Consider the following 13,034-nt stretch of genomic DNA (forward strand, 5'->3'; position numbering starts at 1 on the left):
CCACCCCGCGTGTGCGCCGCACCGCCACCACCCTCGCGGACGGACGCGAGCTGCTCTACTTCGACGACTCGCAGGAGTACGCGTCCGGCGCCCGGACCCGCCGCCTCGACGACCCGCGCCCCCTCGCCGACAGGTACGCGGATGTGCCCGGCGAGGACGGCGAGCCGCGCCCGTTCCAGGGCCCCGAGATGCGCCTCGACCCGCTCACCGGCGAATGGGTGCCGATGGCGTCGCACCGCATGAACCGCACGTTCCTGCCCGCTGCGGACTCGTGCCCGCTGTGCCCCGCCCGCCCCGGCGCCGCCTACTCCGACGGCGAGGTGCCGGACACCGACTACGACGTGGTGGTCTTCGAGAACCGCTTCCCCGCGTTGATGCAGGTCCCGGGCACGGGACTGGACGACGGCTGGGACGTCGACGGGTCCGAGCTGTGGCAGGCGCGGCCCGCCGCGGGGCGCTGCGAGGTCGTCTGCTTCAGTTCCGACCACTCCAGCAGCCTCGCGCAGGTGAGCCCCGAGCGGATGCGCACCATCATCGAGGCCTGGGCCGACCGCACCCGCGAGCTGTCCGCGCTGCCCGGCATCGAGCAGGTGTTCTGCTTCGAGAACCGCGGCAAGGAGATCGGCGTCACGCTGCCGCACCCACACGGCCAGGTGTACGCGTTCCCGTTCGTGACCCCCCGCACGCAGGCCATGCAGCGCCAGGCCGCCGCCCACCACGCACGCACCGGGCGCAACCTGCACCGCGACATCCTCGACGCCGAGCGCAAGGCCGGCGTCCGCGTCGTGCTGGAGACCGAGCACTGGACCGCGTACGTGCCCGCCGCGTCCCGCTGGCCGGTGGAGGTGCACCTGGCGCCCAACCGCGACGTGCTGGACCTGCCGCAGCTCGACGACGCGGAGCGCGACGACCTGGCGGTGGCGCACCTGGAGTTGCTGCGCCGGCTCGACGCGTTCTTCGTGGGGCCGGACGGCGAGCCGATCCCGCTGCCGTACATCGCCGGCTGGCACCAGGCGGTCGTCGGCGAGGGCCGCGAGCTGGGCAGGCTGCACCTGCAGGTCTTCTCGGTGCTGCGCGCGCCCGGCAAGCTCAAGTACCTCGCCGGCGTGGAGTCCGGCATGGCCGCCTGGATCAGCGACACGACCCCCGAGCGGATCGCCGCCCGGCTGCAGGAGGTGGCCCGATGAGCGCCGTCACCCAGATCGACGCCTGGACCCGCCACGAGGGCGAGGCCCGCGTGCGGCAGGCCTTCGCGGCGGCCTTCGGGGCCGACGGGCCCGAGCCCGGCACGTGGTCGGCGCCCGGACGGGTGAACCTCATCGGGGAGCACACCGACTACAACGGCGGGCTGTGCCTGCCCATCGCGCTGCCGCACCGCACCTACGTAGCGCTGCGCCCCCGACAGGACGACCTCATCCGCCTGGCCTCCGCGCAGGAGCCGGACGGCCTCCGCGAGCTGCGCCTGGCCGACGTGGCGCCCGGCGCCGTCGAGGGGTGGACGGCCTACGTCGCGGGCGTCGCGTGGGCCCTGGCCGCTCAAGGCCTGCCGGTGCGCGGCTTCGACGCGGTGGTCGACTCCTGCGTCCCGTACGGCGCGGGCCTGTCGTCGTCGGCCGCGTTGGAGGCCGCCGTCGCCGTCGCCCTGGACGACGTGTTCGACCTGGGGCTCGCCGGGGCCGACGCCGAGCCCGACGACGCGGGCCGCACAGTGCTCGCCGCCGCGTGCGTCCGCGCCGAGAACGAGATCGCCGGGGCGCCCACCGGGGGCATGGACCAGTCGGCGTCGCTGCGCTCCCGGGAGGGCCACGCGCTGCTGCTCGACTGCCTCGACTCGTCGGTGCGCCACGTGCCGTTCGACCTGGACGCGTTCGGGCTCGCCCTGCTCGTGGTGGACACCCGCGCCGAGCACGCCCTGGTGGACGGGCAGTACGCCGCCCGCCGGGCCACGTGCGAGGCCGCGGCCCGCACGCTGGGCGTTCAGTCGCTGCGTGAGGTGGCGCCGGGCGCAGGCCTCGCCACTGCGCTCGACCGGCTCACGGAGGCGTCGGACGATCCCGCGACAGCCGTGCGGCGCGTGCGGCACGTCGTGACGGAGATCGCGCGCGTCGAGGCGCTCGTCGCGTTGCTCGACGCGGGCCGGGTCCGCGAGTGCGGACCACTGCTGGACGCGTCGCACACCTCGCTGCGCGACGACTACGAGGTGTCCTGCCTCGAGCTCGACGTCGCGGTGGAGGCGGCACGGGAGGCCGGCGCGTTGGGCGCCCGGATGACCGGCGGCGGGTTCGGCGGCTCGGCCATCGCGCTCGTCGAGCGGGACCAGGTCGGCCAGGTCGAGCAGGCCGTGGCGCAGGCGTTCGCCGTGCGCGGGCTCACCGCGCCGGCCTTCCTCGTCGCGACGGCGGCCGGGCCCGCCAACTGACGGCGCATATCCACCCGCAGGTCATCCCCTGGTCTGATCCCCACGTCACAGGCACTCGGTACGGTGTGCGGCGAAGCGCCCCGTGCGCCCTATCAGCCATGACGCGAGGAGCCGCACCGTGGGGGTCACCCGCAGGATCATCTTCCCGACCATCCGCCTCATCCTGTGGGCGGTGATCGCGCTCGCCCTGGTCAAGATGGCGTTCTCGGGCGCGGACCTGTCCCAGGCCGATGACAGCCTCGTGCCGTCCGCGCAGGTCAACGAGATGCACGCCGAGGTGTCCACCGCGACCATCACCAACACCGTGACGGTGCAGGGCTCGGTGGTCTCCGACCCGGCGACGCCCGTCAAGGCGACCATGGCGGGCACGGTGTCGAAGCTGCTGGCCGCCCACGGCCAACAGGTCGAGGTCGACACCCCGATCCTCGAGATCCTGCTCGAGACGCCCGTCGAGCCCACCATCACCACCGACCCCGAGACCGGCGAGCAGACGGTCAAGGAGAACAAGCCGAAGGTCAAGCGCGAGACGGTCAAGGCCGCCACCGCCGGCACGCTGACGCTCACGGCGCTCAAGGACCAGATCGTGTCCGTCGGCGACGCGATCGGCTCCGTGGCCCCCGGGACGCTGTCCGTGTCCGGCACGCTCACCCCCGAGCAGCAGTACCGGCTGCTCGGCGCGCCCACCGAGGCCCAGGTCACGCTCAAGGGCGGCCCGGCCCCGTTCGCCTGCACCGGGCTGAAGATCGGCGCCGCCGCCCAGGCAGGCGCCGACGCCAACCAGCCGGGCGGCGACAACGGGGGCCAGGCGGCAGCCACGGGCGCCATCACCTGTGCCGTGCCCGCGGGGGTCACCGCGTTCCCGGGCCTCGGCGCCGACTTGGAGGTCGTCAACGGCACCGCCGCCGACGCGCTCGTCGTGCCCGTCACCGCGGTGCAGGGCTCCGTGCAGGAGGGCAACGTGTGGATCGTGCTGCCCGACGGCGCCTCCGAGAAGCGCGCCGTCAAGCTCGGACTGACCGACGGGGAGAACGTCCAGATCACCGAGGGCCTGGCCACCGGTGACAAGGTCCTGGAGTTCGTGCCCGTGGGCGACACGGTGAACCTGCCCTGCGACCAGCCAGGCGCCGACTACGCGACGTGCCAGGCATGAGCCTGCTCGAGCTGACAGACGTCACCCGCTCGGTCCTGCTGCCCGACGAGCGTGTGCTGGAGATCCTGCGCGGCATCACACTCACCGTCGACGCCGGGGAGCACGTCTCGATCGTCGGCCGCTCCGGCACCGGCAAGTCCACGCTCCTCAACATCCTCGGACTGCTGGACTCCCCCACCTCCGGGGAGTACATGCTCGAGGGCGCCTCCGTGGCGCGGCTGTCGCAGCGCAAGCGCGCGTGGCGACGCGGCGAGGACTTCGGCTTCGTGTTCCAGCAGTTCAACCTCATGGCGGGCCGCACCGCCCTGGAGAACGTCGCAGCGCCGCTGATGTACGCGCGCGGCCGCCAGTTCTGGAAGCGGCGCGCGCTCGCCGCCGAGATGCTCGACCGGGTGGGCCTCGGCGACCGGCTCGACGACATGCCGGAGAAGCTCTCCGGCGGCGAACAGCAGCGCGTGGCCATCGCCCGGGCACTGGTCCGCGGCCCGCGGGTGATCCTCGCGGACGAGCCCACCGGGGCCCTGGACGTCGACACGGGCGGCGAGGTCATGGCGCTGCTCGATGAGATCGCGGCGCAGACCGGCGCCGCGCTGATCGCCATCACGCACGACCTCGCCGTCGCGGCCCGCGCGCAACGGCACTACCGGCTGGCCGAGGGGGTGCTGGTGCCGATCGTCCTCAACGCGCCCGGCCAGGTGACGGAGTGGGTGGGCGACGTGCCCACCGACGTGCCCACCGAAGCCGCCGAGGTCCCGGGCGGGGTGCGCGCATGACCGGCGTCGTCAGCACCCTGGTCGAGGCGTGGGACGAGCTGCGCATCCACAAGTTGCGGGTGCTGCTCGCGCTCATCGGGGTGGCCGTGGCCGTCACCGCCATCACCGGCATCACCGCCGCCGTGCAGATGATGAACCAGGCGTTCCAGGAGCAGGCCGAGAGGTACAACGGCCGCGACGTGACGCTGACCGCCAACGTCTACCAGGCATGGTCGGGCGACGTCGGCACGATGCCCGCGACCCCCGATCCCGCGCAGATCGATGCGGCCTACACCCGGGTCGTGGAGCAGTACGGCATCGAGTACTGGTCGCGCGCGGGCTGGACGCAGGCGCCGTTCCGCTTCCCGACCGGGACGATGATGGTCCAGATCCAGACCGTCGACCCCGATTACGGGGTGATCAACAGGTTCCAGACCACCGACGGGCGCTGGTTCGCGGACAGCGACGTGGACCGCCTCGCCCCGGCGATCGTGGTCAACGAGTCGTTCTGGACCGCCCTGGGCGCGCCCGCCCTCGACACGCATCCCACAGTCGTCCTCGGCGGCGCCACACCGGTGCGCGCCGAGGTGATCGGCGTGTACCCGAACGGCTGGCGTGACGAGGCTCCGGCCGCCTACGGCCTGACCGACCAGATGGCGCGGTGGGCGCCCTCCTCCGACCAGTACGGGAGCGCGCCCTCGCTGCGGATGTGGGTGCCCCCGGAGATGTCCGAGGAGCTGCAGCCCCTCATCACGCGCGACCTCATGGCCTTGCTGCCGGGGTACGAGAGCAGCGTCTACCCGAACGAGTTCGACAACAGCCTCGACAGCGCCGCCAAGTGGATCATCCTGGGCGTGGGCGGCTTCGCGCTGCTGCTCGGCGGGCTCGGACTGGTGAACATCGCCCTGGTGACCGTCCGGCACCGCATCCGCGAGATCGGCATCCGGCGCAGTTTCGGCGCGACCTCGGGCAGGGTGTTCTTCGGGGTGCTCATGGAGTCGGTGGTCGCCACAGTCGTGGCCGGCCTGGTCGGGGTCGTCATCGCCGTCGCGATCATCAAGAACATCCCCGTCGACCGGGTCTTCGGCGGCGGCATCGAGGACATGCCGCCGTTCCCGCTCTCCGCGGCCATGATCGGCATGGCCTGCGCCACCGGCGTCGGCGCGCTCGCGGGGCTCATCCCGGCGACCGTGGCGGTCCGCGTCAAGGTCATCGACGCCATCCGCTACTGAGCCGGGCGCCGTCGTCCTGGGGCGCCCCCTGCCCCCCCCAGGGGCCCATGCCCCCGCCGGGAACGCCCACCGGAAGGCTGACTCGGCGATGGGCGCCGGCTGGAACCGTTGAGCACCAGGGCATTCCGGGCGGGGCGCGCCACCGCGCGCCCCGCCCGGGCCCTGCCAAGGACACGCTCACACGAGCTCAGGCAGATCAAGGCCACCGGGGTGGCCGACGCGACGTGCCAGCAGTCCTCCGGCTACCGCGAGAGGCTCGTGACGGCCAGGTGCGCGCTCGAGCAGGAGTACGTCGACGCGCACAAGGCCGACCTCGACGCGCTGCTGAGCACGGCGGGCGTCGAGCGGTGACTCGCGGACGGCGCCATGACGTTCCACCGTGCCCAACCGTTGTCGGCCTGAGTGTCCACGTTCCTGCACAGCCAAGTCATCCGCAAGGTTGACCCGCGACCGCCGCCCGTTGCCTAGGTTCGTCGGGATCCACACCGACTGTCTGACACGCGCGCGCCCGCTCCATCGCCGGCCGCGAACCACCGTTCCGCAGGAAGGCACACCCATGAGGTCCGTCCCGTTCACCGTCGCCGCCGCTGTCGGCGCGCTTCTCCTGCTCAGCGCCTGCAGCGGCAGCGACAGCGGCGGCGACGGCGACGGCAGGGGCAGCGGCGGCAGCAGCAGCGGCTCCGACGCCGGGAGAGACTCCGCGGCGAGGGAGAGTCCGCTTCACGCGTACACGAAGTCGATCCCGAGCGACAACGCCGACGATTCCGCGAAGCGCCACAAGAAGGCGCAGAACATCATCGCCTCCTGCATGCAGGAGGCCGGGTTCGAGTACACGCCCCAGGACCTCCCGAGCCAACCGGCCTCGTTGGACGACGCGGAGGCGATGGGCCCTGTGGAGTGGGCCGAGAAGCACGGCTACGGCTGGTCGGCCAGCCCGGAGTCGGAGATCGGCGAGGAGGAGCTCGTCAACCCGGACGCCGACTACCTCGCAGCCATGTCCGAGAGCGAGTCGGCCGCCTACAGCCTGGCCTTGTTTGGCGAGCAGCAAGACGTGGACGCCGAGTCCGGGTGGGACTGGACGAAGGGCGGCTGCTATGCCAAGGCGAACCACGAGGTGTACAGCAATCTCAACGCCGCCTATGAGGACCCCGCCTTTGAGGACCTCCATGAGGAGCAAAGGCGGATGTTCGAGAAGGTCCCGGACGACCCGAGGCTCGCGGCGGTCAACGCCGAGTGGTCCGCGTGCATGAGCGAAGCGGGCTTCGACTTCGCGAGAGTCAGCGAAGCCCTCGACAGCATCGCCGAGGCCTACGCCGCGCTCCCGGAGACGACTGACGAGACCACCAGCGCTGACCTGACCAAGAAGGAGATGGCCACGGCGATCGCCGACGCGAAGTGCCAGGAGGAAGTCGGCTACCCCGAGAAGGCCCAGGAGGTGCAGTTCGCCCTCGAGCAGGAGTTCATCGACACCCACAAGGCCGAGCTCGACGCCTGGATCGAGCAGTACGCCACGGACAAGTGAGGCGCGCGATCCCGCATGTCCAGCGCCGTCACCGTCCCGGTGAGGCGTGAGCCGACCCGCCGAGACGTCCGCCTGTGGTCAAGCGTTGTCCGCCTGTGGCGCCACGTGCCTGAACCGCCGAGTCATCCGCAGGGTTGACCCGCGACAGCCCCCCCGTTGCTAGGTTCGTCGGGGGTCAAAACCGACAATCTGGCCCGCGCGCGCCGGCTCCAGCGCCGCCCGCTCCCACCATTCCGCAGGAAGGCACACCCATGAGGTCCGTCCCGTTCACCGCCGCCGCCGCTGCCGGTTGCGCACTGCTCCTGCTCAGCGGCTGCGGCAGCAGCGGCGACTCCGACGCCGGGAAGGACTCGAAGGCGAGCGAGGGACCGCTCCAGGAGTACATGAAGCCGGTCACGAGTGCCTACGACGACATCGACTACGAGAAGCTCCAGGTCGAGCAGGAGAACATCGTCGCCTCCTGTATGCAGGAGGCAGGGTTCGAGTACACCCCCCAGGAGTACTCGAGCGTGTCGAACCCGTGGGACGAGGACATCGAATGGGGCACCGAGGAGTTCGCCCAGAAGTACGGCTACGGCTACTCGAGCGGCTCGGAGTCGGAGGACGGCGAGGAGGAATGGGTCGACCCGAACGCGGACTACGTCGCGGCCATGTCCGAGAGCGAGCGCGCCGCCTACGAGGCGGCGCTGTGGGGTCAGCAGGACGAGCCCCTCGAGGACGACGCCGAGTACGAGTGGGACTGGACGAAGGCGGGCTGCTACGGCAAGGCGAGCAACGAGACGTACGGCGAGGCCAACTCCGCCTACGAGGACCCCGCCTTCACTGATCTCCAGGACGAGATCACCCGGATGTATGAGAAGGTCCAGTCCGACCCGAAGCTCACGGCGCTCGACGCCAAGTGGTCCGAGTGCATGAACGAGGCGGGCTTCGACTTCGCGAAGGTCAACGACGCCGCCGAGAGCATCTCCGAGGCTTACAACGCGCTCTGGGAGGCGGCCGATCCGACCACCGGCAGCGTCGACACGACCGCGGAGGCCGAGCTGCGCGAGAAGGAGATGTCCACGGCGCTCGCCGACGCGAAGTGCCAGACGAAGGTCGAGTACCAGAAGACAGCCCGGGAGGTGCAGTTCGCCCTCGAGCAGGAGTTCGTCGACACCCACAAGGCCGAGCTCGACGCCTGGATCGAGCAGTACGCCACCGACAAGGCGGCCAAGTGAGACGCGCGATCCCGCAGGGCAACCGCACCATCCTGGTGATGGCCGGCGTCGCGGTGGCGAGCCTCGTCGCCGGTCTGGGCCTCAGCCAGCTCATCACCTCCCCTGCCAAGGCCGAGGCGGACGCCGCTCCGCCGGTCGCCGGGGCCGTCACGGTCCCGGTCGAGAGCCGGGTCATCTCCAACGAGCTGACTCTGCGCGGCGACCCGCGGTACGACGACCCGGCGCAGATCCGCATCGAGACCGGCGAGGTCAAGGGCCAGCCAGTCGTGACGGGCCAGGTGCCCGAGGTCGGATCGACGATCGACGCGGCCACCGTCGCCCTCGAGATCGCCGGGCGCCCGGTGATCGTGCTGCCCGGAGCGCTGCCCACCTATCGCAGCCTCCAGGCCGGGGTGTCCGGACCAGACGTCCTTCAGCTCAAGGCCGCGCTCGGCGCCCTCGGCATCAACGCGGGCAAGCCGGACTCCGACGTGTACGACGCGGCGACGGCCGCTGGCGTGGTGGAGCTGTACCGGAAGGTCGGCTACCAGCCGCCGGCGCCCAGTAAGGAGCTCAAGGAGACGCTCAAGCTCGCGCAGGACACGGTGCGCAGCGCGGAGAGCGAGCTCACCGCCGCCCAGCTCGCGCTGACGAAGGCGTCCGCGGGCGCCACCGAGGTGGAGCGCCTGCAAGCCGACAACGAGGTGCGGGCCGCGCAACGAGCGCTCGCCGCAGCCGAGGCGGGGGCGGGGGCGCCCTCCGCTGAGCCCGGCGGCGAGAACCTGCCCGTCGACGTCGACGGCTTGCGGGAGGCCCTCGCCGTGGCCGAGGCCCGACGCGCGGCGGTGCTGGCCGGCACGGGATCCTCCGCCGAGTCGGCCCAGGTGGCCTCGGCCCAGCGGGCCCTGACAGACGCGAGGGCCCAGCTCGCCGAGGCGAAGGACGCGACCCTCACCGCCCTGCCCGCCAGCGAGGTCGTCTTCCTCAGCTCGCTGCCCCGACGCGTCGACAACTTGGACGCCAAGCTCGGCTCCATCGTCAGCGGCCCTGTCATGACCGTCTCAGGCGCCACGCTCGAGATCATCGCCTCGGCGACCGCCGACGACGCCGCGCTGCTCGCGGTCGGCGGCGCCGGGATCATCACGGTGCTCGGTCAGGACGTGCAGGTCACGATCACCGCGATCGAGGCGCCGGGCTCCAAGAGCAGCACGGCGGAGGCCGAGGGTGAGGGGGCGGAGGGATCGGAAGCCCCCGCGGCCGACGGCGCTGGCTCCTCCTCTGGCGGCCAGCAAGGGCGCCACACGATCCGGTTCCAGATCGGAGAGGTCTCCAACGAGCAGCTCTCCACGCTGCAGGGCGGCCAGAACCTGCGGGTCAAGGTGCCCGTGAGCTCCACCGGCGGAGAGGTCCTCGCCGTGCCGCTGGCCGCGCTCACGGCCGGCCCCGGAGGCGAGTCCCGCGTCGAGCGCCAGGGCGCCGCGGGCGCCACCGAGCTCGTGACCGTCGAGACCGGGCTCGCTGCCAGCGGGTACGTGCAGATCGTGTCGTCGCAGGAGCCGCTCGAGGCCGGTGACCTGGTCGTCGTCGGGAAGCGAGCGGCGGACAGCGAGTCCGACGAGGAGACGGAGGGCGCGGGATGAGCATCCTCGACGTCCTCCTGGACGAGCCGTCCACCGAGCCGGTCCCCGCCGTCATCGAATTCGCCGCGCTCACCCGCTCGTTCCCCGGGGACCCGCCCGTCACGGCGCTGCACTCGGCGGACCTGCGCATCGAGGCGGGCGACTACCTGTCGATCATCGGCCCCTCGGGCTCGGGCAAGTCGACGCTGCTGCACATCCTGGGCCTCCTCGACAGGCCCACGTCCGGGGAGTACCTGCTCAACGGCAGCCCGACCGGCACCGCCTCCGAGTCAGACCGCTCACGGCTGCGGGGCGGCAGCATCGGGTTCGTGTTCCAGTCCTTCCACCTGCTGCCCCATCGCACCGTGCTCGACAACGTGCTGCTCGCAACCCTGTACTCCGGGGTGCCACGGGCGGAGCGCCGAGACCGCGCGCTCGCGGCGCTGCACCGGGTCCACCTCGACCACCGGATCGAGTTCCTGCCCACGGTGCTCTCGGGCGGCGAGCGGCAGCGTGTGGCGATCGCGCGGGCCATCGTCGCGGAGCCGCAGGTGCTCCTGGCCGACGAGCCGACAGGCAACCTTGACTCGGTGAACTCCGCGGGGGTGCTCGACCTGTTCGACGAGCTGCACGGCGACGGGCTCACGCTCGTGGTGATCACGCACGACGCGCACGTGTCCGACCGGGCACAGCGGCGCGTGCGGATCTCCGACGGCCGGCTGACCGAGCTCGCATGAGGCGGCTCCTGACCCGGGCCCGCCCGGCCACCGACGCCGAGGAGCTCGAGCTCGCCGGCGCCCGCCCCTCGCCCGCCGTGGCCAAGCGGCCGCCTCGCGGCGACAGGTTCGGCGCCCGCGACCTGTTCGCCGAGGCCACGTTCGGCATCGGCGCCCGGCCTGGACGCCTCATCCTGACGATCATGGGCACGGTGCTCGGCATCGCGTCGGTGGTCGTCACCGTCGGCCTCGCCAACACGGCCGCTGGGCAGATCAACAAGCAGTTCGACGCTGTCGCCGCGACCCAGGTGGTCGTCGAGCCCGCGAAGTCGTCGAACGGCGGTCAGGAGCGCGCCAGGGGACGGCTCCCCTGGGACGCGGCCGACCGCGTGAGCCGTCTGGCCGGCGTGGAGTCGGCGGGGACTCTGGCGGAGGTGGACATCGACGGCGCCAAGGTCACCTCGGTGCCGGTCAACGACCCCTCGCAACCGTCACAGACCTCGACGCCGGTGCTCGCCGCGTCCGAGGGCCTGCTCGAGACGCTCCGCGGCTTCGTCGTCACCGGCCGCAACTTCGACTCCGGGCATGACGGGCGCGGCGACCGCGTGGTCGTGCTGGGCGCGCAGGCGGCTGAGGCCCTCGGCGTGAACCGCATCGACAGCCAGCCGTCGATCTTCATCGGCGAGGACTCGTACACGGTGATCGGCATCATCGACGGCGTGAAGCGCAAGACCGAGGTGCTCGAGGCGGTGATCCTGCCCATGGGCACAGCGCGAGCCGACTTCGACCTCGCGGCGCCCGCCGAGCTGCAGGTGCGCATCGCGCCTGGCGCCGGTGAGGTCGTCGCCCAGCAGGCCCCGATCGCGCTCGACCCGAACTCCCCCGACGGCTTCAGTGTCAAGGCGCCGCCGGCCCGCTCGTCGGTGCAGGAGAACGTCCAGGGCGACATCAACCTGATCTTCGTGGCCCTAGGCGCCGTGGCGCTGCTCATCGGCGGGGTGGGGATCGCGAACGTCACGCTGCTGTCGGTGATGGAGCGCGTGGGCGAGATCGGTCTGCGCCGGGCGTTGGGCGCCACCCGCCGGGATATCGCCGCGCAGTTCATCGTGGAGTCGGCGATCATCGGGCTGATCGGCGGGCTGATCGGCGCGTCGCTGGGGGTCGCGGTCGTCGTGCTCGTGTCCGCACTGCAGTCGTGGGTGCCGATCCTCGACCTGCGCGTGGTGGGCGCCGCGGCCGTCGCCGGAGGCGTCATCGGGCTGGCGGCGGGCTTCTACCCCGCGCTCAAGGCTGCGGCCATCGAGCCCATCACGGCCCTGCGCCGCGGGGTCTGACTCGACGGGATGGACGGAGGGCGGGCCGACGACATCATCGTCGGCCCGCCCTCCGTCGTCAGGCGTCAGTCACCAGGGGGCGTCGAGGCGCTCGCGCATCTCGGGCGGCAGGGTGAGCCGGACGCCAGAGAGCGCGGCCTCCACCTGCGCCAGGCTGCTCACCCCCGCCACTGGCCGGACCACCGGGTCGCCTCCCACGAGCCACGCGAGCACGACCTCGCTGCGGGTGGCGCCCAGCTCGCGCGCCACCTCGTCGAGCACCGCCAGCCGCCGGGTGGTGCCCGGATGCGTGAACGCGTCGGAGATCTGCCGGTCGGGGCGGTCGTAGGCGCCGTACAGCAGCGGCGTGTAGGCCCACAGGTCGACCCCGGGGTTGCTCGCGGCGTAGTCGAGCACCTCGTCGGTGATCCAGCCGAACCGGTGGTCGTGGTCGTGGTCCCGTACGAATGGCCGGGGCTGGACGTAGGTGTAGCGGAGCTGGATCGCGCTCGGCCCGGTGATCCCCTGGGCGCGCGCGTGCGCGGCCGCCCGCTCGACACGCCACAGCGCGGTGTTCGAGTACCCCCACCGGCCGATGACGCCGTCGTCGACGAGCCCCGCGAAGGCGTCCACTGTCTGCGCGAGGTCGGCGGCCCGGTCGTCGCGGTGCGCCCAGAACAGGTCGATGTGGTCGATGCCCATGCGCTCAAGGCTCTGCGCCGCGACCCGGCGCACCACCTCCGGCGCGAGCCCCTCGGAGGACTCCGGGTAGCTGCCCGGGTACAGCGGCTCACAGCCGACCTTCGTCGCGATCCGCACCCGCTCCCGGACCCCGGGCCGTGCGGCGAGCCAGCGGCCGAGCAGTAGCTCGCTCGCCCCGCCGCGGCCGGCCTCGTCGGACCAGAACGCGTAACAGTCGGCGGTGTCGATCCACACGCCGCCCGCGGCCACATAGCCGTCGAGCAGCGCGAACGCGTCGTCCTCGGCGATGGTGGTGCCGAAGGACATCGCGCCGAGCGCGAGCGGTGGAGCGGAGAGGATCGGGTCCGCGGGGGGCGTCGTCGTCATGCCCCTACTGTCGGACCTGGAGCGCGCTCCAGGTCAAGCGGCGCGCC

Annotated in this window: 12 protein-coding genes; 11 read left to right on the top strand and 1 reads right to left on the bottom strand. The window is 72.2% G+C overall.

The genetic code is table 11. From position 1 onward, the window contains the following. The 11 genes from galT to QUV83_RS17165 form a co-directional block, all read left to right on the top strand. Nucleotides 1-1,187, top strand: a 1,187-nt coding sequence (gene galT, locus QUV83_RS17115) for a galactose-1-phosphate uridylyltransferase (protein ID WP_354003959.1), incomplete at its 5' end; no start/stop codon positions are given. After that, the gene (gene galK / locus QUV83_RS17120) at nucleotides 1,184-2,419 is read left to right on the top strand and encodes a galactokinase (RefSeq protein ID WP_289566137.1); all 1,236 of its coding nucleotides are present in this window, start codon (nucleotides 1,184-1,186) and stop codon (nucleotides 2,417-2,419) included. The genes galT and galK, both read left to right, overlap by 4 nt. A 118-nt stretch (nucleotides 2,420-2,537) precedes the next feature. Continuing rightward, nucleotides 2,538-3,569 (top strand): secretion protein HlyD, encoded by a 1,032-nt coding sequence (locus QUV83_RS17125; protein ID WP_289566138.1) that lies wholly within the window; start codon nucleotides 2,538-2,540, stop codon nucleotides 3,567-3,569. After that, a complete protein-coding gene (locus QUV83_RS17130; protein ID WP_289566139.1) occupies nucleotides 3,566-4,342 on the top strand; it encodes an ABC transporter ATP-binding protein in 777 nt (258 codons plus the stop codon). Before QUV83_RS17125 ends, QUV83_RS17130 begins: the two co-directional genes overlap by 4 nt. After that, nucleotides 4,339-5,553, top strand: a complete 1,215-nt coding sequence (locus QUV83_RS17135; protein WP_289566140.1) for an ABC transporter permease — start codon at nucleotides 4,339-4,341, stop codon at nucleotides 5,551-5,553. The genes QUV83_RS17130 and QUV83_RS17135 overlap by 4 nt, the downstream gene beginning before the upstream one ends. Nucleotides 5,554-5,661: 108 nt before the next feature. Further along, nucleotides 5,662-5,904: a hypothetical protein gene (locus QUV83_RS17140; protein WP_289566141.1), complete on the top strand. Its 243-nt coding sequence runs from the start codon at nucleotides 5,662-5,664 to the stop codon at nucleotides 5,902-5,904. Between the two features lie 205 nt (nucleotides 5,905-6,109). Next, a complete protein-coding gene (locus QUV83_RS17145) occupies nucleotides 6,110-7,075 on the top strand; it encodes a hypothetical protein (RefSeq protein WP_289566142.1) in 966 nt (321 codons plus the stop codon). A 251-nt stretch (nucleotides 7,076-7,326) separates the two neighbouring features. Continuing rightward, nucleotides 7,327-8,292 (top strand): hypothetical protein, encoded by a 966-nt coding sequence (locus tag QUV83_RS17150; protein ID WP_289566143.1) that lies wholly within the window; start codon nucleotides 7,327-7,329, stop codon nucleotides 8,290-8,292. After that, nucleotides 8,289-9,911 carry a hypothetical protein gene (locus tag QUV83_RS17155; protein ID WP_289566144.1) on the top strand — a complete coding sequence of 541 codons (1,623 nt, stop codon included), beginning with the start codon at nucleotides 8,289-8,291 and terminating at the stop codon, nucleotides 9,909-9,911. The genes QUV83_RS17150 and QUV83_RS17155 overlap by 4 nt, the downstream gene beginning before the upstream one ends. Next, nucleotides 9,908-10,627, top strand: a complete 720-nt coding sequence (locus QUV83_RS17160; protein ID WP_289566145.1) for an ABC transporter ATP-binding protein — start codon at nucleotides 9,908-9,910, stop codon at nucleotides 10,625-10,627. Before QUV83_RS17155 ends, QUV83_RS17160 begins: the two co-directional genes overlap by 4 nt. After that, nucleotides 10,624-11,940 (top strand): ABC transporter permease, encoded by a 1,317-nt coding sequence (locus tag QUV83_RS17165; RefSeq protein ID WP_289566146.1) that lies wholly within the window; start codon nucleotides 10,624-10,626, stop codon nucleotides 11,938-11,940. The genes QUV83_RS17160 and QUV83_RS17165 overlap by 4 nt, the downstream gene beginning before the upstream one ends. 69 nt (nucleotides 11,941-12,009) lie before the next feature. On the opposite strand, the gene QUV83_RS17170 is transcribed toward QUV83_RS17165, so the two are convergent. Beyond that, on the bottom strand, nucleotides 12,010-12,987 hold the full coding sequence (locus QUV83_RS17170) for an aldo/keto reductase (RefSeq protein WP_289566147.1): 978 nt from the start codon (nucleotides 12,985-12,987) through the stop codon (nucleotides 12,010-12,012). Nucleotides 12,988-13,034: the final 47 nt, after the last annotated feature.

Origin of the sequence: Cellulomonas cellasea (genome assembly GCF_030372105.1) — a bacterium.
GTDB lineage: Bacteria > Actinomycetota > Actinomycetes > Actinomycetales > Cellulomonadaceae > Cellulomonas_A > Cellulomonas_A cellasea_A.

Bases quoted from the DNA above. Each gene is read 5' to 3' on its own strand.
- galK (WP_289566137.1), top strand. From the start codon at position 1,184: ATGAGCGCCGTCACCCAGATCGACGCCTGGACCCGCCACGAGGGCGAG.
- QUV83_RS17130 (WP_289566139.1), top strand. From the start codon at position 3,566: ATGAGCCTGCTCGAGCTGACAGACGTCACCCGCTCGGTCCTGCTGCCC.
- QUV83_RS17135 (WP_289566140.1), top strand. From the start codon at position 4,339: ATGACCGGCGTCGTCAGCACCCTGGTCGAGGCGTGGGACGAGCTGCGC.
- QUV83_RS17145 (WP_289566142.1), top strand. From the start codon at position 6,110: ATGAGGTCCGTCCCGTTCACCGTCGCCGCCGCTGTCGGCGCGCTTCTC.
- QUV83_RS17150 (WP_289566143.1), top strand. From the start codon at position 7,327: ATGAGGTCCGTCCCGTTCACCGCCGCCGCCGCTGCCGGTTGCGCACTG.
- QUV83_RS17160 (WP_289566145.1), top strand. From the start codon at position 9,908: ATGAGCATCCTCGACGTCCTCCTGGACGAGCCGTCCACCGAGCCGGTC.
- QUV83_RS17165 (WP_289566146.1), top strand. From the start codon at position 10,624: ATGAGGCGGCTCCTGACCCGGGCCCGCCCGGCCACCGACGCCGAGGAG.
- QUV83_RS17170 (WP_289566147.1), bottom strand. From the start codon at position 12,987: ATGACGACGACGCCCCCCGCGGACCCGATCCTCTCCGCTCCACCGCTC.